A 20,546-nucleotide genomic window follows, 5' to 3' on the forward strand; every position below is an offset into this window, starting at 1 on the left:
ATAGGGGAGCTGACAGTATGAATAATAAAGTATTACACCCACGGGCTTTGGAGCCTATGACTCTACTCATGATTGTCTTTACATCTGTAGTTGGGGCTATTATCGGGATACAGCTGATTACAACTTTAGGGATTTCTGCTAATACGTCTATCGTAGGGGCAATATTTGCGATGATTCTAGGAAGAATCCCAATTGGCAAGCTCATTGCATTTAAATCTGTGCATAGACAAAATATAATCCAAACGGCCATTTCAGCCGCAACATTTAGTGCAGCGAGTAGCTTAATGCTGCCAATTGGTATTCCCTATGTTTTGGGCTATGAAAATTTAGTATTACCTTTGTTTATCGGTGTTATTTTAGCGATGTTTGTGGATGCTTTATTATTATATAAATTTTTTGATACAAAGATTTTCCCAGCAACAGGTACTTGGCCACCAGGGATTGCAACTGCTGAAGCTATTAAAGCGGGCGATAAAGGTGGTAAAAATGCCAAAGTATTAATCGGTGGTGTGTTAATTGGTATTGTGGGGTCTGTTCTTAAAATTCCAATGTCAGCTTTTGGGGTAGCGTTTATTGGCAATATTTGGGCACTAACAATGTTTGGGGTTGGGCTTCTACTAAGAGGCTATTCTGTTCAATTATTTAATGTCGACTTAAATGCTTATTATATTCCGCATGGGGTTATGATTGGTGCTGGGATTGTGGCACTTTTCCAAGTAGCCTTTGCTTTACTAAATAAAAAATCGATTAAAAAGTCAGAAGAGTTAATCTATTCAAAGGGTGCAAAAGAAATTCGCCAAGCCTTTGGTATTGGGTTTATTGCTTATTTAGCCATTGCCTTATTAATCGCTGTTTTAGGCGGTATTATCACACATATGTCATTTGGGATGCTAATAGGATTCATCCTCTTTGCCACAATCGCAGCATTTGTCCATGAGCTTATCGTTGGTATTGCGGCCATGCATGCGGGTTGGTTCCCAGCGTTTGCAGTGGCATTTATTACATTGATTGTTGGTATTTTAATAGGCTTCCCTGCACCAGCTCTTGCTTTGTTAGCAGGTTATAGTGCAGCTACAGGGGTTGCATTTGCGGATATGGGCTATGATTTAAAAACTGGTTTTATTCTGCGTGGAAATGGTAGTGATCCGGCACTAGAAAAAGAAGGGCGCAAACAGCAAATGATCGCTGGTATGTTGGCGTTCTCCATTTCTGCTATTGTTGTTTTACTATCCTACAAATCATATTTTGCACAAGATTTAGTAGCTCCTGTTAACCATGTTTATGCGGCAACTATTCAATCTGGGGTTACAGGGGATGTGGCGAAACAACTAATGATTTGGGCAATTCCAGGGGCATTGATCCAATTGATTGGTGGCTCGAAACGACAAATGGGTATTCTTTTTGCTACAGGTTTATTACTGATCAATCCGATTGCTGGATGGGCAGTATTAGCAGGTATCTTACTTCGTGTAATTTTCACGTATGTAACGAAAGGTAAGAGAGAATCTGAAATGACTGTCTTTGCAGCAGGTGTTATTGCTGGGGATGCTTTATATAGCTTCTTCTCTTCTATTCTAAAAATAGGGAAATAGAAAGGGTCATGCTCGATGACAAAAGTATTAACGTATGAGGATGGGATTGCTGCTGTGTATGGAGGAGCAATCCTTGGCGGAGGCGGAGGTGGCCTCTTAGAGGAAGGACTTAAACTGGTGAAGGAAATCTTTGCAGCCGGAGAACCTCAAATAATCGATATAACAGAATTAGATGATGAGGATTTAGTAGCGTGTGTGGCAATGGTAGGCGCACCTTCAGCAGCCGAACAATATATTTCGAACGAACAGCTTTGCTGGAGTTATCGCCAGATGAATGCACATACCAATCATCGTCTAAAAGGCATCATCACAAATGAAAATGGTGCCATCACAACGATTAATGGTTGGTTGCAGTCTGTGTTATTACATGTGCCCGTCGTGGATGCTCCATGTAATGGGCGGGCACATCCAACAGGTATTATGGGATCTCTAAATCTCCATGAACAACAAGACTATCAATCTGTACAATTTTACGCAGGTGGCAAAGATGATTTTGCGGTTCAAGGGTTTGTGGAGGGGCATCTACAAAATACGGCTAAAACAGCCCGACAAGCGTCTATTTTAGCTGGAGGATTAGTAGGCGTAACGAGGAATCCCGTGACCATAGAGTATTTACAGAAACATGGTGCACCGAATGCTATTACAATGGCTATTGAGCTTGGCTATCATTTCCTCAAGGGACAAACCTTTGATGAAAAAATGTCCAATATTTTACAACTGTTGAATGGGGAGCATATTGTTTCGGGCGAGGTAAAAAATTATGTATTAACGAAGGAAAATGGCTTTGATGTAGGGAAATTATCCGTTGGGGATTACCATTTGACTTTCTGGAATGAATATATGACGTTATCGAAAGAAGGGCAGTTACAATCAAAATTTCCAGATCTTATGATGACATTCGATACGGAAAAGATGTTGCCAGTTCCAAGTGCGAGTATAAAAGAAGGAATGCAAGTAGCGGTCATCCATGTGGATCAATCTCATTTAAAATTAAGTTCAACGATGGAAAATCAAGAGCTGTTAAAAGAAATTGATGAGGTCATCAAGGGTGTGATGTAAGAGTTACTTTTAAATAGTAAAATAAATAATAAAAGCTGCCATCATCTACATGACTGTAAGATGGGCAGCTTTTATTTGTCCTTCAGCGGGAAGGTATTACATGTTATCACAATCGTTCCTACTTCCTTTATAGCTTCTTACAATTTGGGTTTACAGAATCTTCATTGTGTTTGTACGACTCATGTATGTGGTTTCATAAACTGGCAGTCATCATCGTGTACGATTTTCATTAAAGGGAGGAGCTACGTTCATACAACTTGAAGAAGGTAACAACCAATAACGAAAAACAATTACACATGGCGTCCATTTAATGATAACCTTTTGGTCGTAAAAACAACTAACTTGTTGTTCACAATTTTCTGCTGTACATAGTGCTATGCGGGTTAAACAAAGAATTTCTAAGGGAAAGTGTTCACTTTTATTTGTTTGATGATTGGTTTTCTTTACTTATGTCATCTTGCAAACATACTATTCAATTGTAAGCCCGCTGAAGTTGATATTCATACTGTCAAACACATAGCTGTTTGTACAAAGCTGAAAAATATGAGGTACAGAACAAATTGTTTGTTCTGCACGTTTATCTTATAATATTCTGAAAAATTAGTCAATTAAAAAGCTATTGATTTTTTATTTTTCGTGAGTGCTATAAATACAGTATAATCGTGTAGGAAGGGAATGAGTTTGAACTATGGATCATTTAATGAGTAAAGTACGAGAAATTTATGAACAGTTTGACGCCAGCCATGATTTTCAGCATATTGAGCGTGTCTATCAAAATGCGCTAGCGATCTTACATACAGAACCAGCAGCCGATGCCGAGGTTGTTAAAATTGCGGTGCTGTTACATGATGTGAGCGACAAAAAGTATACCGATAGTAAGGAACAGGAGGAACAGCTCATTGCAGAGCTCCCTGTTAGCGAAGAAAAAAAGCAACATATTCGAGATTGTATTGCACAAGTATCGTTTAATGGTGGAAATGAGCTAGTGGCTACATCTTTGGAAGCAAAAATCGTTCGCGATGCAGACCGTTTAGATGCGATTGGAGCAATTGGCATCGCACGAACATTTGCCTATGGTGGTGCGAAAGACCGCAAGCTTTATGATAAGGATGAAGAAGCACGCACACATATGTCAGAATCCGAATATCGTCAAAAAAATACGTCATCTGTCACTCACTTTTACGAAAAGCTATTGCTGCTAAAGGATTTAATGGTAACGGAAAAGGGCAAGCAAATGGCACTTGAACGTCATCAATTTATGGAAAGCTTTTTACAGCAATTGCAACATGAAATAGGTCAATAGCATAAAGCACCGCCCTCAATGGAAGGGAGGTGCTTTTATGTGATGTTCGGGTATTTCTTTCGTAGTATTAAAAATAGGAAGAGAATGTTCAGCCCTATAAAAATTAAAAAACAGTTTCCCCTTCAATCCACTGCGTTTGTTCATATTTTTTTCTTTAATGAATACAAATTTTCGATATATAGAAACAAATTAATTACGACAGCAAATTCCATTTAGTTGATGATAGTGGGGTGGTTGACATAACCATTTTATTGTGATGGAAAGTTTTTTCGATGAAATCTGCAATACTTGCATATTGGGCGATTTCATAGTCAGTAAATCGTAATGAATCGTCCGAACTCTCTTCTATAATTAGGAATCATAACAATAAACTTGGAAATTTTCATCATGTTACTCCTTTATATTAACTTGGAATAGTATGTTACACTACTGTTTTAGACTTCTCAAATGGTAATTTATACTAATATACTACCGCTTTTGTACAACAAATTCATCAAAAGGGGAAAGCTGCTGAACGAGCAGAACTAGAACAAAAGATCATCAAATTTCCGTGTATTTACAGGAGAATGGGAACGTCATTAGGACAAATTGTTGATAGTTTGTTGTTCTTTGTTTACCTGTCAATTGATGTTATGATGAATATTGGATATCAATAATCGTCTACATAAAAGTAGTGTGGGCATGAACAATACCTAACATGAAAGAGATGGAATAGTGGAATGAGTCATTTAATCGTACAAAATTTAACAAAAACTGTGGGCGATAAAACGCTTTTTGAAAATATTGAATTTACCATTTATGAGGGTGAGCGAGCTGGCTTAATCGGTATTAATGGTACAGGTAAATCGACCCTGCTGTCGATTTTAGCAGAGGATATCGAAGCGGATACTCTCACTATGGATCGCCCCAACAAATACCGTATCGCCTATTTACCACAGGAACCGTCATTTCAATCAGGAGAAACAGTTTTGCAAGCAGTCTTTGCTGGCGATTCACCGGTTTTACAACTGAATCGTCAGTATGAGGAAACGGTGGCTGCACTGGCAGTAAATCCAACATCTGAAAGTTTACAAAAGACTTTATTTGGTTTGCAACAGCGTATGGATGAAGAGCAGGCATGGGATGTCAATGCGCTTGCGAAAACAGCCTTAACAAAGCTAGGCATTGAAACATTTGATAAAGAAGTGCTAACGCTTTCTGGCGGACAGCAAAAACGAGTGGCATTGGCTAAAGTATTAATTGAACCAGCAGATCTCTACTTATTAGATGAGCCGACCAACCATTTAGATGTGGAGGCAACGGAGTGGCTTCAAGAGATGGTGCTACGCTTAAAGGGTGCAGTTATTTTTATTACCCATGATCGTTATTTCTTAGATGAATTATCAACACATATTTACGAGCTAGCCGATCAAACTCTGTATAGACACACCGGAAATTATGGTGATTTTTTAGAGGCCCGTGCCATCCGTGAGGAAATGAAGGCGGCATCTGCTCAGAAGGATCGCAACCGTTATCGTTCAGAGTTGAAATGGATTCGTCGCGGTGCAAAGGCGCGTTCTACTAAACAAAAAGCGCGTATCCAACGCTTTGAAAAGTTGGAGGAGAATTTAGAGCGTAAATCAGAGGATGTTTCATTGGAAATGGGACTCGCTACAACCCGTCTTGGGCGCAAAGTACTCGAGGCTGAAAATATTTCGAAAGCATTTGGACAGCAAAAGATTCTGGATAACTTTTCATTTTTACTCCAGCAAGGTGACCGTATTGGCATAATTGGTGCGAATGGCGTAGGGAAATCTACCTTATTAAAGATGCTAGCAGGAGAGCTTACACCAGACCAAGGTGAAATTCTTGTTGGATCAACAGTGAAGCTCGCCCATTTCAAGCAAACTTTACCGAAAATGAATGAAAATGAGCGTATGATTGAATATATACGTGAGGCTTCGAATGATATTACAGATGCAGAGGGTGTACGCTATTCCGCGGCTCAAATGCTAGAGCGATTTTTATTCCCACTACATGCACACGGTACACCAATTGGTAAATTATCAGGTGGTGAGCGCAAGCGCCTTCATTTATTACGTTTATTAATGGAGCAGCCTAATGTTTTATTATTGGACGAGCCAACCAATGATTTAGATATTGAAACATTAGGTGTGCTTGAGGATTTCATTGAGCATTTCCCTGGCGTAGTCATCACGATTTCCCATGACCGTTTTTTCCTAGACCGTATTGCGAAAAAGCTATGGATCTTAGATGGAAAAGGGCAGGTTGAGGAAACACTGGATCTTTATAGTGAGTATTTGGAGAAGCGTGAGCATACTGCAACTGCTAAAGTTGATGCACCGAAAGCTGAAAAGCCGAAGTCTGAAAAACCAAAATCAGACAAGAAAAAGCTATCATTTAAAGAGCAAAAAGAATGGGAAACGATTGCAGATGATATTGAGAAAGCAGAAGCAGCTATTATGGAGACCGAAGAGGGAATCGCTAATGCTGGTTCAGATTTTACAAAACTACAAGAATTAACAGCTAAGCTTGATGAGCTAAATGCACAGTATGAGCATCTGATTGAAAGATGGTCATATTTAGATGAAATTGCTAACGGATAAGGAGCGATAGACATGAAGATTATTACAATTGAACCGACACCAAGTCCAAATTCTATGAAGATTGTTGTTGATACAGAGCTACCGTTCGGGAAAAGCTATAATTTTACAAAGGATAATAAAGATGAAGCGACTGGCGAAGCAGCAGCTATTTTAGCTATTGAGGGGATAAAGGGCGTTTATCATGTAGCTGATTTCTTTGCGGTGGAGCGTAATGCAAAATATGCTTGGGAGGGTATTTTAGCAAGTATCCGTCAAGTATTAGGTGAAGACGTTGAAACGCAAGATGAACCAATGGTAGCTAACGAGTTTTACGGGGAAGTTTATGTCCATGTACAGTTCTATAAGCAAGTACCCCTACAAGTAAAAGTGTTTGATAACCAACGTGAACATCGTATGAGCTGTGGTGATCGTTTTGTCGAGGCTTTTAACCAAATTATTGAATCAGCAGTAGATGAAAACTATATTTTCCAGCGTAAATGGATTGATTATGGTGTGCGGTATGGTGAACTAGAAGAAATCGCAGAAGCGGTCAAAAGGGAAATTGATGTCACATATTCTGCAGAACGATTAGCAGAAATTGTAGCTGCGATTAATAATGATGATGAAAAAGCAATCGTTCCATCCAATAAGCTGAAAATAACAGTGGAACAGTTCCAACAACCAGAATGGGAGAAACGCTTCCAGTTGTTAGACCAAATGGCTGATCCGGAGCTGGATGATTTACCATTGTTAGATTTAGCTTTACAGGATGAGCAAATGTCTATTCGTCGTCTAGCAACTGTATATTTAGGGATGGTCGAAGATGTTACGGTAGTTCCATATTTAGAGAGAGCCCTTCAAGATAAAAGTGCCGCCGTGCGACGTACAGCAGGTGACTGTATGAGCGACCTTGGCTTTGTAGAATTTGAAGGAGCTATGCAGCAAGCCCTACAAGATAAGAACAAATTGGTACGTTGGCGTGCAGCGATGTATTTATATGAGGTGGGTACAGAACAATCATTACCCGTATTAAAAGCGGCTGAAGATGATAAAGAATTCGAAGTAAAGCTACAAGTGAAAATGGCCATTGCCCGTATCGAGCAAGGTGAAGAAGCAAAAGGCTCGGTTTGGAAGCAAATGACCGAATCCCGCCAACAATAATTATGGAAGAAAAAAACCAGCAATTGCTGGTTTTTTTATTTTGGTGTGAGAGCTTTATGCCAAAGAAATGAAGTTGCTCAATATCCTTGATTTTCAAAGGTGTTTACTTTTTAAATTATAAAAAATAACATTAAGTAGAAAAAAATGTTGTTTTTTAGCGATTTATTGCTAAACAAAAAGTTAAGGTCATGCTATGAATTATTAACATATTGTCTAGTTTCATAGAGAAGGGTCAATGTTAAAATAATATAAATTCAGAATATTCTATAAAATAGGAGGTCCTTTGCATGACAGTAACTAGTTTAAAAACAACCAAATCGTATGTGCGAGATCGGCAGGCGGTCATCGCGTTAACACAAAAGCTAGTACGAATTGAAAGCGTTTACCGCGAGAATGATCCAAAGGGTAATGAAGAGGAGGTGGCACACGTAGTTGCGGCATATTTACGGGATATTGGCATTGAGACGCATGTAGAGGAGGTTGTGCCTGGCCGGCCGAATGTTATTGGTATTATTGATTCGGGCAAGCCTGGGAAAACATTACTTTTCGAGGGTCATACAGATGTTGTAACGGAAGGAAATCGAGATGCATGGGCATATGATCCGTTTGGAGCAGAGATTGTTGAGGGGCGTATGTATGGCAGGGGAACAAATGATACGAAGGGGAATCTCGCATGTATGATTACTGCCTGTCAATCACTACTACTAGATCAGGAAGAGTTTACAGGCAAGATTATTTTATGTATTCCTTGTGATGAAGAGGGGCTCATGCTGGGCATTAAACATTTTATTAAAAACGGCTGGGCAGACGGAGTAGATGGGGCTATTATTTGTGAGCCACAGGAAAACAATGTATGCATTGCACAGCGTGGGGCAATTCGTTTACAGGTTGATATTTTCGGTAAGATGGCACATGGAGCAATCTCGTGGAGTGGCATTAATCCGAACTGGCGTATGGCACGATTGATTGTAGAGCTGGAGAAACTAGAAAAAGAGGAGCAGGCTCGGTTAGGACGTGACCCAATGCTGAATTGGCCATCTATAACACCAACGATTTTACGTGCGCCTGTTAAAGGAGATGCACAAATCAATGTCATTCCTGATCACTGCATGACGACACTTGATATTCGTACGGTTCCTGCCCAAGACCATGATGAACTACTAGGAAGAATCGAATCCATTATTGAACGATTACAAGCAGATGATCCGGATTTTAACGTGGAACTAACGATTCTTGATAATCGACCTGCTACAGCAACTGCTAAGGAAGATGCTGTTGTACAGGCCATTTACGAGGCAGTAGCAGAGGTGACAGAGAAGGAGCCAAAATATAATGGTGTTCCTGGTGCTACAGATGGTACGTTTCTTCATGTCCATGGGATTCCAATAGTGACTGTTGGTGCAGGAGATCGTGAAATTCCTCATCAAATCAATGAATATGTAGATATTGAAGAATTGGCAGAAACAACTGCCATTTATCGTTTAGCGGCATTAAAATTTTTGGCTGGTGATGTCCAATGACAACGATAAAAATGGCAGTTATACCAGGCGATGGCATTGGAAAGGAAGTCATGCAGGAAGCATTAAAGGTTATAAAATGTGTGCAAGAACGGGATTCATCCTTACAAATGACAACGACGGTTTTTCCGTGGAGCTCTGAATACTATTTAGCGCACGGCTGTATGATGCCAGAGGATGCACTTGATACACTACAAAAATATGATGCGATATTATTTGGAGCAATTGGTGATGCTCGCGTACCAGATGATGTCACGGTATGGGAGCTCATTATGCCGATTCGTAAAAATTTCCAACAGTATGTGAATTTCCGTCCCATTAAATCTTTGCCTGGGATATCCTCACCTCTAGCTGGCGAGAACGAGATTGACTTTGTCATTTTCCGCGAAAATGCTGAGGGCGAATATTCGGATAGTGGTGGTCGACTGTATCTACAGCAGCCACAAGAAATGACGATTCAAAATACAATTATGACGCGTATTGGAATTGAAAAAATTGTTCGTGCAGCCTGTGAATATGCTCAGCAGCAAGGGAAAACCAAGCTGACAAGTGCGACAAAATCTAATGCAATCATACATTCCATGAAATTTTGGGATGAGCATACAAGAAAAACAGTGACACAAATTGCACCAGAATTACAGCTTGAATCCATTTATATCGATGCATTAGTCGCTTATTTTGTCGAACGACCACAGGAATTTGAAGTTGTTGTGGCTTCCAATTTATTTGGCGATATTTTATCTGATTTAGGCTCTGCCATTGTTGGGGGGCTTGGGCTGTCGCCGTCTGCAAACTTAAATCCAGAGAAGAAATTTCCGTCTATGTTTGAGCCTGTGCATGGTTCCGCGCCAGATATAGCCGGCAAGGGTATTGCCAATCCAATAGCTCAAATATGGTCGCTTGCCTTACTTCTTGGACATCAGGGAAGAAAGGATTTAGAACATTTGATTGTCCAAGCTATTAGTAAAGTACTGGAAGAAGGCGTCGTAAAAACGGCTGATATTGGTGGACAAGCAACGACGGCACAAATGGGCGATGCGATTTGTCAGGAAATCAGTCATATGTCTGTAACAGCGGGAGGTGTATAGTATGGCAACTGAGCCAAAGGTGATTGTTGTGACAGGAGCAGGTGGCGGAATGGGACAAGCCATTATTGAAGAGCAGCTTAAGCAGGGTAATCTGGTCATAGGACTTGATTTATCCATAACGGCGCTGTCAAATTTAACCCATGACTCCCTGCAATGCTTTGAAGTTAATGTATTGCAGGAGGAGCGAGTGAATGCCATCTTCCAGGAAATTTTTAATAAGTATGGGAGAATGGATGGACTTGTCAATGCACTAGGGATTGCACAAGCTGCTACGCCCATTGAGCAAGTAACAATGGATGATTGGAATCGCTTAATGGATGTCAATGTAAAAAGCTTATTTATAACAACAAAAGCAGTTGTCCCCTTTATGAAAAAACAGCAAAAGGGTTCTATTGTGACGATTGCTTCAATTTCAGCAGTACGTCCAAGACCTGGCTTACAGGCCTATATTGCGTCAAAAGGTGCAGCGGAAAGCTTTACGAGAGGGCTAGCGGTTGAGCTAGCACCAGACCAAATTCGTGTTAATACGATTCATCCTGGACCTGCTGATACACAAATGCTTGGGCAATTTGCTGCACAAGGGACAGATGTCGAGCAAACCAAGCAAAGTGTGTTTGTGCAATCTGTCCCACTAGGGCGATTGGTGAAGCCTTCTGATATAGCAGGAGCTGTCAGTTATTTATTGTCTGATGCAGCTAGCATGGTCACTGGGACGACCTTACATGTAGATGGTGGTCGTGGATTATAGGAGGGGTACGATGAAAAATATTCCTATGTTGATTAATGGGGAATGGATTTATGGGGATGCAGAAGTATTGCTAGATGTTGAGAATCCTTCAACCGGAGAAATCATTGCGCAAATTAGTAATGCAAGTCAAGCGCATGTAGAAGAAGCGGTGCGATCAGCACGTAGAGCCTTTGAAAGTGATGAATGGCGACAATGGAAGGCTTTTGAACGAGGTCAGTTATTAATTGACTTCGCTCATTATATTCGTCAGCATGCCGAAGAATGGAGTTTACTAGAATGCCGGGACGTAGGAAAACCTTTAACACAAGCAAGGGCAGATATTGAAGCGGCGGCTCGTTATTTTGAATTTTACGGTGGAGCGGCTGATAAAGTGATGGGGGATACGATTCCAATTGAGGATGGACTATTGAATGCAGTAGTACTGGAACCCGTTGGTATTACGGTACATATCGTGCCATGGAACTATCCGGTTCAAATTACAGCACGAAGTGTCGCTGCGGCGATTGCTACAGGCAATGCAGTTATCGTGAAAAGTGCAGAAGATACACCACTTACTACACATGCCATTACGGAATGGCTTGCAGAGAAACTGCCTACAGGAATCTTTCAACATATTACGGGCCTGGGACGTGATGTGGGTCCATATTTAACCTCACATCCTGATATTAATCATATAACCTTTACGGGCTCTGTTCCTACTGGAATTGCAGTGATGAGAGCGGCAGCAGAAAATGTGGTCCCTGTAACATTAGAGCTTGGCGGAAAATCACCCAATATTGTGTTTGCGGATGCCAATATGGAGCAAGCATTAGAGGGCGTTGTAAGGGCTATTATTCAAAATGCAGGGCAAACATGCTCTGCTGGGGCTCGACTACTCATTGAAGAAAGTATAAAAGATACATTTCTCCCACAATTAGTGCAAAAATTTCAAGCGATACAGGTGGGGCCTGGTGAGGCGGACATGGATATGGGGCCATTATTAAATGAACGTCAGTATACAAAAATCACTACATTATTACAGCAAGCTAAAAAAGACGGCTATGTCATCACTGGCGGGGAGCCATTGACGATTAAAGGGTATGAAAATGGCTTCTATGTGCAGCCAACTATACTAGATGGAGTACAGCCGAATGATCCTTTAGCACAGGAAGAAATTTTTGGGCCTGTGTTGACGGTTTTAACATTTGCTTGCGTGGAGGAAGCCATTACTCTAGCCAATAGCACAGAATATGGCTTAGTTGCGGGTGTGTGGTCACAGAATATTGATACAGCTCATTATGTGGCAAGTCGTGTGCAGGCAGGACAAGTATTTATCAATAATTATGGGGCAGCTGGTGGTATACAAATGCCGTTCGGAGGCTATAAAAAAAGTGGCATTGGTCGAGAGAAGGGCTTTGTTGCTCTGCGGAACTATACGCAAATGAAAAATATTGCCATACGCTATGCACCACCTATTCAACGCTAACAGGGAGGGACGCCTATGGAACATGCAAAAGTTAAAGAAGTGCTCTTAGAGGTCAATCAATTATCCATTCGATTCCATTTGAAGAATGGCAAAGAGGCCAAGGTGGTAGATGATGTGAACTTTACCATTCATAAAGGAGAAACGGTTGCATTGGTGGGAGAATCAGGCAGTGGCAAAAGTATTACATCGTTAGCCATTATGCGTTTACTGCCAATCCCTCCTGGGGAAATTACAGCAGGAAGCATCCACTTAAACAGCAAAAATTTATTAGCCTATAAAAATAAAGAGATGAGCCATATTCGTGGCAATGAAATTAGTATGATTTTTCAAGAGCCCATGACCTCCCTAGACCCAGTATTTACTATCGGTAATCAAATGGTAGAGGGCATTCGAAGACATCAAAAGGTTTCAAAAAAAGATGCTTGGCAAAAAGCACTACAATTATTACAGGAAGTGGGGATTGCTAATGCGGAGAAGGTAATCGCTGAATATCCACACCAATTATCGGGGGGGATGCGGCAACGCGTCATGATCGCCATTGCCATGTCTAATAATCCTCAGCTATTAATTGCGGATGAACCGACTACAGCATTGGATGTAACCGTACAGGCACAAATTTTAAAGCTGATGATGAAAATGAAGGAGGAGCATCAATCAGCCATTTTATTTATTACTCATGATATGAGTGTTGTTGCAGAAACAGCGGACCGTGTCATGGTCATGTATGCAGGGCAAATAGTGGAGGAAGCTCCCGTAAGAGAGCTTTTTTTAAATCCCCAGCACCCTTATACGATAGCACTGTTAAAAACAATGCCGAGTCTTGAAACGGAGGTCACAAGGCTGCCATCGATCCCGGGCACTGTGCCCCCAGCATATGCCTTACCAGAAGGTTGTCGGTTTGCACCGCGCTGCTCGCATGCCATGGCGCAATGCCATCAGGATAGTCCGACCATACACCATATTCAAGAGACACATAAAGTGCGCTGTCATTTATTCACAGAGAAGGAGGAGCTGGCACATGACGGAGAAAGAAGTTTTACTGGAAATTAATCATTTAAAAGCTTACTTTCCTGTGAAGCGCAAGTCTATGAAAGAAGAGAAAAAAATGGTCAAAGCGGTCGATGATATTTCCATTGAAATCTACCGAGGAGAGACGCTAGGTATTGTAGGCGAATCTGGATCAGGAAAATCTACATTTGGACGAACGATTTTAAAGCTCGTTGAACCAACAGCTGGGGAAGTATTGTATAAGGGACAACCAATCCAGCATTTAAAAGGGAATAAGCTTCAATCTTATCGCAATCAAATGCAAATGATTTTTCAAGATCCCTTTGCCTCTCTAAATCCTAGAATGCGCATTGGAGCAATTATTGAGGAACCAATGAAATTACAATTAACGTTGACGAAGGAACAGCGCAAAGAGCGCGTGAAAGAATTGTTACAAAAGGTTGGACTTCCTGAAGATGCGATGCATAAATTTCCACATGAATTTTCAGGAGGTCAGCGGCAGAGGATTGGGATTGCAAGGGCTCTTGCGATTCGCCCTGAATTCATTATTGCGGATGAGCCAGTATCGGCATTAGATGTGTCTGTGCAATCACAAGTCCTAAACTTAATGATGGATTTACAGGATGAATTTCAGTTAACTTATTTATTTATTTCCCACGATTTAAGTGTTGTGAAGCATATAAGTGACCGTGTGGCGGTGTTGTACTTAGGGCGGGTTGTGGAAATTGGGACGAAGAAGGAGCTATACGCTCATCCATTGCATCCTTATACACAAGCATTGCTATCTGCCATTCCAGTCGTCCATTTTGATGAGCCAAAACAAGAAATACTTTTACAAGGTGAACTACCTAGTCCAATCAATCCACCTGTTGGCTGTGTGTTTCATACACGTTGTCCATATGTTATGGAAAGATGCCAGCACGAGAGGCCTAAGCTTCTGGAGAACAATGCAAATCAGCGCGTCGCTTGCTTTTTATATGATGAATAATCTGAATATTTAAATTATTTATAATTGAGGTGTTGGTATGTTTGGTAATATTACCGATGTTCCAGGGATCAAGGTAGGGCATCGTGAAAACGAAGAGGGGATTACAGGCTGTACGGCACTATTAATGGAAGGCGGGGCAGTGTGTGGGGTAGATGTTAGAGGGTCTGCACCAGGTACTCGTGAAACGGATGCTTTAGATCCTATTAATGAAATTGATCGTGTGCATGGTATTTGTCTGTCAGGGGGCAGTGCCTTTGGGTTAGATGCTGCCACAGGAGTCATGCGATTTTTAGAGGAGCAAGGAATTGGGGTTGATGCAGGTGTTGCCAAAATTCCAATTGTACCAAGTGCCGTCCTCTTTGATTTATTTATCGGTGATCCTCAAGCTCGACCTACAGCACAAATGGGCTATGAAGCGGCTCAAGCTGCGCAAGTAGGTTCATTTCAAAATGGCAATATTGGCGCGGGCTATGGGGCAACGGTAGGTAAATTAGCAGGACCAGACTTTGCCATGAAGGGTGGACTTGGCAGTGCATCATTTGCGGGTAAGGATGGGCTTATTGCTGGGGCTATTGTGGCTGTTAATGCAGTGGGAGATGTCAAACATCCTCATACACGGCAAATTTTAGCGGGAGCGAGAAATCCTCAAACAGGACAGTGGCTGGATTGCTGTGCCTATCTCGAACAGCATGCACAATCAGAGGCACTTGCTGGCACAAATACAACCATTGGCGTAATAGCGTTGAATGCAAAATTAACAAAGGCAGAAGCAAAAAAGATTGCCCAGCTTACACAAAATGCACTCGCCCGAACGATTTATCCTGTCCATACGATGCTTGATGGCGACACTATTTTTGTGCTAGGTACAGGAGAGCAGACATTTGCGCTAGATTATTTGGGACATTTAGCAACTAAGGTGATGGAGGAAGCTATTCTTGCTGGTATTCAAGCGGCAGATAAATTGGCAGGGGTGGAAAGCTATACAAGCATTCAAAAGATAAGCACTTAGGAGAAGGGGGAACGGCAATGAATTTGAAAAATAGTGGGGTAATACTCTTCATGTTCGTGATGGCATTCATTATAAGTGCATGTTCAAGTGATGGAGCGAAAGTATCGACGAGCTCTAATAGTTCTGATGGCCAAACTACAGCAGATGTACCGCAGGAAATTGTAGTACGTGTAAATGATGATCCGGATTTTTTAGATCCACATAAGGCAACCGCATCCATTTCGTATCAAATGATTATGAATTTATTTGAAGGATTAATGGCACCAGAAACAAATGGTTCTTTAAAAGAAGGACTTGCAGAGAGCTATGAGGTTTCAGAGGACGGTTTAACATATACATTTAAGATTCGCCAAGGAGTGAAATTCCATAATGGTGATGACTTAACGATAGAAGATATTCAATATTCATTTGACCGTTTAATGGGGAAAAACGGTGGTGAAAAAATGTCCAATAACTTTGATAACGTGGCATCAACTGAGGCACCAGATGCCAGCACATTTGTGATTAAGTTAAAGAATCCTAATTCTAACTTCCTGTATTCATTAACGGCAAGACAATCAGCAATTATTCCTAAAAGTAATGATGGGAAGCATAATGAGAATCCAATCGGAACAGGTCCTTTTGCCTTTGTGAAATACGCGCCAGGGACAAATTTAGAACTTAAGAAAAATGAGAACTACTGGCAGGAAGGCTTACCTTATTTGAATAAAGTTACGTTTACCTTCCAATCGGATGATCAAGCAGCGATTATGAGCTTGATGGCAAATGAGGTTGATTTAACAAGTGTGCCATGGCATCGTGTGAGTGAGGTTGAAGGGAGCTACCATTTAACGCATCAAAATAATAACTCATCCTTAATCATTACATTTAATGAAACAAAGGCTCCATTCGATAACGTAAAAGTGAGACAGGCTATGAACTACGCGATTAGTAAATCCGATATTATTGATTCGGTATTTGCGGGCTATGCTGTCCCACTTGGTTCAAATATGAGTCCAGCGATGGGCGATTTCCAAAAAAAGGGCTTAGAAAGCATGTATGAACGCGATATAGAAAAAGCAAAGGCGTTATTGGCAGAGGCTGGTTATCCGGATGGCTTCAAAACAAAAATTACGGTATCTTCACACAATGATATGTATTCGAATATAGCTCAAATTGCAGTTGCGAATTTACAAGAAATTGGTGTTGATGTGGAAATTGAGGTGGTGGAGTGGGGAATTTGGCTAGACCGTGTTTATTTTGGTCGTGACTATCAAATGACAACGATTGATTTAACAGGTCGTGCATCAGCCTACGAGGTTTTAAATGATTATATTTCTACAAATGATAGTGAAAACTTCTTCCTATTTAAAAATGACGAGTATGACAAAATTATGACTGATGTGCTAAAGGAAACAGATCAAACCAAACAAATTGAGTACTACCATCGAGCACAGGAAATTTTAGCTGAGCAGGCTACTGCGGTTTATATTGCTGATTACCAAATTGTTTGGGGTTCTGACAAACAAGTGACGGGGCTGAAGAGCTATCCATTCTGGTTCCATGATATGTCAGAGGTTCAATTTTCAAACTAGGAGAGGATGAGTGCCCATGATGTATATTCTACGTCGAATCATCCTGTTAATAACAACCATCCTGCTTGTATCCATTATTACATTTGGTGTTTTTCAAATATTACCTGGAGATCCGGTTCGAACAATGCTGGGGACAGAAGCGGATCCCACACAAATTGAAAATTTACGATCTGAACTCGGCTTAGATCGTCCTCTTTATGAACAATATGTGGATTGGATGAAGGGCTTATTGACAGGTCAGCTAGGTGATTCCATTCGTTTTTCAATGCCTGTAAAAGATTTATTATTTGATCGACTTCCTGTCACTATGTCGTTGGCAGGGATTACCCTACTCATTGTTTTAGTCATTTCCTTACCTTTAGGGATGTTTGCGGCAAGAAGACAAAATAAAATAAGTGATGTGTCGTTATCTACTGTGACACAAATTGGGATGGCTGTACCATCCTTTTGGCTAGGAATGATGCTTATTCTTTACGTTGGCTTACAGTTTAGCTTCTTTAAAATTAGTGGTTATATACCATGGACACAAAGTGTTGCTGGGGCGCTTAGTACGCTCCTTCTCCCAGCCTTAACCATTGCGATACCACAAATTGCTGTGAACTTCCGCTATGTGCGTACCGCTATTTTAGAGCAGGTTCAGCTCGACTATGTACGGACAATTCGTAGTAAGGGAATGTCTGAACAAAATGTCATGTATAAGCATGTATTGAAAAATTCAATGATTCCGATTTTAACCGTATTTGGCCTAATTATGGCGGAAGTTGTAGCGGGGACGATTATTGTGGAGCAAGTATTTTCTTTGCCTGGTATTGGACAGCTTCTCATAACGGCTATTAGTAACCGTGATTTTCCACTTGTACAGGGGATCGTTATGTATATTACGGTCGCTGTGGTCATGATAAATTTTATTGTCGATATTTTATATTCTGTATTAGATCCTAGAATCCGATTACATTAAGAGGTGGATACAATGAAACCGCTACAACGTTATACTAAAAAACTGAATTTATCCATTGGTCTCCTCGTCATTGTCGGCTTTTTGCTCGTCATGCTGGTCAGCTTTTTTTATACACCACATGATGTCAACGCCATGAACATACCTGAGAAATTGCGTGGACCAGGTGGTGCTTATCTTTTTGGGACAGATGAATTCGGGCGTGATATTTTTAGCCGGATTATGAAGGGGACACAAACAGCTTTCGCCGTTGGGCTACTAACTGTAGGAATTGGGACATTGTTTGGTATTACCATAGGAGGAATTGCAGGCTATGTTGGTGGCTGGGTTGATGAACTATTTATGCGAACAATGGACGCTTTAATGGCGTTTCCTGGCATTATATTAGCATTGATGCTAGTAGCGGTATTTGGCCCTGGGATTGTCAATACGGCCGTAGCCTTAGGCATTATCGCCATCCCTGCTATTGCTAGAATTGCACGGAGCGGATTTGTCCAACAACGTGATTCAGAGTATGTATTGGCAGCCAAATTAATTGGTGTCAAGCCTCATAGCATTATGTTTCGTCATATTTTACCTAATATATCGTCGCAAATTATTGTCGCTGCGACTGTCACATTTGCTACTGCAATGTTAGCAGAGGCAGCACTAAGCTATTTAGGGCTTGGTGTTCAGCCACCAAACCCTAGCTGGGGCAGAATGTTAAAAGATTCACAGGCTTATTTAATCGGTGCCCCTTGGTATACGTATGCGCCTGGAGGAGCCATCACGATTCTTGTTCTTGGCTTATATATGCTTAGTAACGCTTTACGTGATTTTATGGACCCACGTTCAAAATCGTAATAAATCAGGTGCTGTTTTCTGCAAAAGTTCATAGGCCTTGACGGCAATTTCAATGTTTAGTCGATGTGGCGCTTGTAAAAAATCAGCACCGAATATACTTTCTAGTCGTTCAATGCGTTTATAGAGCGTTTGACGGACGATAAATAATTGCTCTGCCGTATCATTTTTAGCTCCATTGCAAGCTAAATAAACAGCTAATGTTTGGAACAAATCATGGCCGTTTTTTTGATCCAGTAATAATAATTCTAGCAAGTAATCTTTCACAAATTGTAATAGGGTGGTTTGCTCTTGCTGTAATAATAACCGGAAAACGCCTAAATCCTTATAATAAATGGAGCTAGTCAATTGATGATGCTGCATTTGGATAGACGATTTAGCCTCCTTATAGCCAAGATGGACACTTTCTATTGTTTGATAAACATTGCTTATCCCACAGGTAAGGGTAAGCTGTTCAAAAAATTGAGATGCCTTTCTAGCAACAATTTGTGATATGGCTTGATTGAAGGAATCTCGATTATCCTTCATATAATCTGCAGCTATATAGAAGGCTAAAATAATAATCTCATGCTGTCGTACTGAAACGGTAGGGAAGAATCCTAGCTTCTTTAAGATGGAGCGAACATACATGGCATTTTGTAATTGTATTTCCTGCCACTCTTCCTCTGGCACTGCTTTGGCTTCGTCATGTAGATTGAACACGACGACACGGTAAAATAAATTCCGACTTTCAATCGGTAAATAGCTTTGGTAGTATGGGACATCCACAGGCTGGCCTTGAATTAATGCAAGAATGAACTCATCCTCACGGCTTTGCTGACGTTCCTGAAGCATGCGATTTCTCATTAAAATTTGGGCAATGGACATCGTAGCACGTTCTAAGTTTAATAAGGTGTAATCACTCGGTTTCGGCAGTTCAGAATGCATACATAGATAGCCCCAAACTTGTCCAAGACCATTTACTGGGATAATGACAAAATGGTCCTTGTCAATTGATAAAAGATGTAAGGGCTCTTGTAGTTCTAACTGCTGACAATGTTCTTCCATCATACGTAAGTGTTTTTTAGCTTCGACTGGATAATAAAAGCTTTTTGTATCTTCGGAGACAAATAAAAATAATGCCTCGGTATCTTGATGAAGGACTTGTAAGATTTTTAAAATCCCATTGGGCATTAACGATAATTCCATAAATGTTTTAGAAAGGGTATCGAGCTGTGTAAGTGCCTGTTGGTGTTGGTTAATTATGTACGTATGTAAATCTTGTGTAATATCGATAAAGCGAACTATTTCTTCAAAGACAATGATTGGAAAATGATGCGCATTCGCCATGGCAATCAGCTCCACAGGGACATGATCAAAATAGTCTCCAATTTCAATACAAAGCCCTGCAGCTTCGTTCCGAATAAGGTTTTGTAAGTAAGCAATTTGCGTTTCACGCTCTAACTGTAAACCGACCCCAGTAGTTAAAATGAGTTCACCACCATTAATTAACGTATCAAAATCTTTAATTTCTAAAATATGTGTCCACAGAACTTGTCGTTCAAGGCCATGGTGTCCTGCTATAAGCTTCGCTGATTCAAAATGTTTGCGCTTAAGGACATCACGTACGAGTAGAGGATGTTTGGACATAATTTAGCACCTGCCCTTCGAATGT

Annotated in this window: 16 protein-coding genes; 15 read left to right on the forward strand and 1 reads right to left on the reverse strand. The window is 40.8% G+C overall.

Annotated features, from left to right (window positions below):
* Positions 1-17: 17 nt before the first annotated feature.
* From ACE1MS_RS07880 to ACE1MS_RS07950, 15 genes are all read left to right on the forward strand, one after another.
* Entirely contained in the window at positions 18-1,592 is a 1,575-nt protein-coding gene (locus tag ACE1MS_RS07880; RefSeq protein ID WP_036161268.1) for an OPT/YSL family transporter, read from the forward strand.
* A 15-nt stretch (positions 1,593-1,607) separates the two neighbouring features.
* A complete protein-coding gene (locus ACE1MS_RS07885; RefSeq protein WP_036167876.1) occupies positions 1,608-2,651 on the forward strand; it encodes an S-methyl thiohydantoin desulfurase domain-containing protein in 1,044 nt (347 codons plus the stop codon).
* A gap of 688 nt (positions 2,652-3,339) precedes the next feature.
* The gene (locus ACE1MS_RS07890) at positions 3,340-3,954 is read left to right on the forward strand and encodes an HD domain-containing protein (protein ID WP_031419547.1); all 615 of its coding nucleotides are present in this window, start codon (positions 3,340-3,342) and stop codon (positions 3,952-3,954) included.
* A 719-nt stretch (positions 3,955-4,673) separates the two neighbouring features.
* Positions 4,674-6,560: an ABC-F family ATP-binding cassette domain-containing protein gene (locus ACE1MS_RS07895; RefSeq protein WP_012293865.1), complete on the forward strand. Its 1,887-nt coding sequence runs from the start codon at positions 4,674-4,676 to the stop codon at positions 6,558-6,560.
* 12 nt (positions 6,561-6,572) lie between these two features.
* Positions 6,573-7,700, forward strand: coding sequence for a conserved virulence factor C family protein (locus ACE1MS_RS07900; RefSeq protein WP_012293866.1), 1,128 nt, complete (start codon positions 6,573-6,575; stop codon positions 7,698-7,700).
* Positions 7,701-7,987: 287 nt separating this feature from the next.
* Entirely contained in the window at positions 7,988-9,220 is a 1,233-nt protein-coding gene (locus ACE1MS_RS07905; RefSeq protein WP_332292667.1) for a M20 family metallopeptidase, read from the forward strand.
* Positions 9,217-10,305 (forward strand): tartrate dehydrogenase, encoded by a 1,089-nt coding sequence (locus ACE1MS_RS07910; RefSeq protein ID WP_036215517.1) that lies wholly within the window; start codon positions 9,217-9,219, stop codon positions 10,303-10,305. The genes ACE1MS_RS07905 and ACE1MS_RS07910 overlap by 4 nt, the downstream gene beginning before the upstream one ends.
* A gap of 1 nt (position 10,306) precedes the next feature.
* Positions 10,307-11,053 (forward strand): SDR family NAD(P)-dependent oxidoreductase, encoded by a 747-nt coding sequence (locus ACE1MS_RS07915; protein ID WP_332292666.1) that lies wholly within the window; start codon positions 10,307-10,309, stop codon positions 11,051-11,053.
* Positions 11,054-11,063: 10 nt separating this feature from the next.
* A complete protein-coding gene (locus tag ACE1MS_RS07920; RefSeq protein ID WP_036215521.1) occupies positions 11,064-12,518 on the forward strand; it encodes an aldehyde dehydrogenase family protein in 1,455 nt (484 codons plus the stop codon).
* Between the two features lie 15 nt (positions 12,519-12,533).
* Positions 12,534-13,568, forward strand: coding sequence for an ABC transporter ATP-binding protein (locus tag ACE1MS_RS07925; RefSeq protein ID WP_012293871.1), 1,035 nt, complete (start codon positions 12,534-12,536; stop codon positions 13,566-13,568).
* On the forward strand, positions 13,537-14,514 hold the full coding sequence (locus ACE1MS_RS07930; RefSeq protein WP_447402816.1) for an ABC transporter ATP-binding protein: 978 nt from the start codon (positions 13,537-13,539) through the stop codon (positions 14,512-14,514). Before ACE1MS_RS07925 ends, ACE1MS_RS07930 begins: the two co-directional genes overlap by 32 nt.
* Positions 14,515-14,551: 37 nt before the next feature.
* Positions 14,552-15,523, forward strand: coding sequence for a P1 family peptidase (locus ACE1MS_RS07935; RefSeq protein ID WP_012293873.1), 972 nt, complete (start codon positions 14,552-14,554; stop codon positions 15,521-15,523).
* A 17-nt stretch (positions 15,524-15,540) separates the two neighbouring features.
* Positions 15,541-17,097, forward strand: coding sequence for an ABC transporter substrate-binding protein (locus tag ACE1MS_RS07940; protein WP_036161273.1), 1,557 nt, complete (start codon positions 15,541-15,543; stop codon positions 17,095-17,097).
* 16 nt (positions 17,098-17,113) lie between these two features.
* A complete protein-coding gene (locus ACE1MS_RS07945; RefSeq protein WP_012293875.1) occupies positions 17,114-18,055 on the forward strand; it encodes an ABC transporter permease in 942 nt (313 codons plus the stop codon).
* Positions 18,056-18,067: 12 nt separating this feature from the next.
* The gene (locus tag ACE1MS_RS07950) at positions 18,068-18,895 is read left to right on the forward strand and encodes an ABC transporter permease (RefSeq protein WP_036161274.1); all 828 of its coding nucleotides are present in this window, start codon (positions 18,068-18,070) and stop codon (positions 18,893-18,895) included.
* Here the strand turns inward: ACE1MS_RS07950 and ACE1MS_RS07955 are convergent.
* Complete coding sequence (locus tag ACE1MS_RS07955) at positions 18,884-20,521, reverse strand: PucR family transcriptional regulator (RefSeq protein ID WP_031419557.1); 1,638 nt, start codon at positions 20,519-20,521, stop codon at positions 18,884-18,886. The genes ACE1MS_RS07950 and ACE1MS_RS07955 overlap by 12 nt on opposite strands.
* Positions 20,522-20,546: the final 25 nt, after the last annotated feature.

The organism is Lysinibacillus sp. fkY74-1 (assembly GCF_053165895.1).

Coding starts and splice junctions, on each gene's coding strand:
- ACE1MS_RS07915 (WP_332292666.1), top strand. CDS start 10,307: ATGGCAACTGAGCCAAAGGTGATTGTTGTGACAGGAGCAGGTGGCGGA.
- ACE1MS_RS07910 (WP_036215517.1), top strand. CDS start 9,217: ATGACAACGATAAAAATGGCAGTTATACCAGGCGATGGCATTGGAAAG.
- ACE1MS_RS07955 (WP_031419557.1), bottom strand. CDS start 20,521: ATGTCCAAACATCCTCTACTCGTACGTGATGTCCTTAAGCGCAAACAT.
- ACE1MS_RS07925 (WP_012293871.1), top strand. CDS start 12,534: ATGGAACATGCAAAAGTTAAAGAAGTGCTCTTAGAGGTCAATCAATTA.
- ACE1MS_RS07890 (WP_031419547.1), top strand. CDS start 3,340: ATGGATCATTTAATGAGTAAAGTACGAGAAATTTATGAACAGTTTGAC.
- ACE1MS_RS07895 (WP_012293865.1), top strand. CDS start 4,674: ATGAGTCATTTAATCGTACAAAATTTAACAAAAACTGTGGGCGATAAA.
- ACE1MS_RS07905 (WP_332292667.1), top strand. CDS start 7,988: ATGACAGTAACTAGTTTAAAAACAACCAAATCGTATGTGCGAGATCGG.
- ACE1MS_RS07885 (WP_036167876.1), top strand. CDS start 1,608: ATGACAAAAGTATTAACGTATGAGGATGGGATTGCTGCTGTGTATGGA.
- ACE1MS_RS07940 (WP_036161273.1), top strand. CDS start 15,541: ATGAATTTGAAAAATAGTGGGGTAATACTCTTCATGTTCGTGATGGCA.
- ACE1MS_RS07945 (WP_012293875.1), top strand. CDS start 17,114: ATGATGTATATTCTACGTCGAATCATCCTGTTAATAACAACCATCCTG.
- ACE1MS_RS07935 (WP_012293873.1), top strand. CDS start 14,552: ATGTTTGGTAATATTACCGATGTTCCAGGGATCAAGGTAGGGCATCGT.
- ACE1MS_RS07930 (WP_447402816.1), top strand. CDS start 13,537: ATGACGGAGAAAGAAGTTTTACTGGAAATTAATCATTTAAAAGCTTAC.
- ACE1MS_RS07880 (WP_036161268.1), top strand. CDS start 18: ATGAATAATAAAGTATTACACCCACGGGCTTTGGAGCCTATGACTCTA.
- ACE1MS_RS07950 (WP_036161274.1), top strand. CDS start 18,068: ATGAAACCGCTACAACGTTATACTAAAAAACTGAATTTATCCATTGGT.
- ACE1MS_RS07920 (WP_036215521.1), top strand. CDS start 11,064: ATGAAAAATATTCCTATGTTGATTAATGGGGAATGGATTTATGGGGAT.
- ACE1MS_RS07900 (WP_012293866.1), top strand. CDS start 6,573: ATGAAGATTATTACAATTGAACCGACACCAAGTCCAAATTCTATGAAG.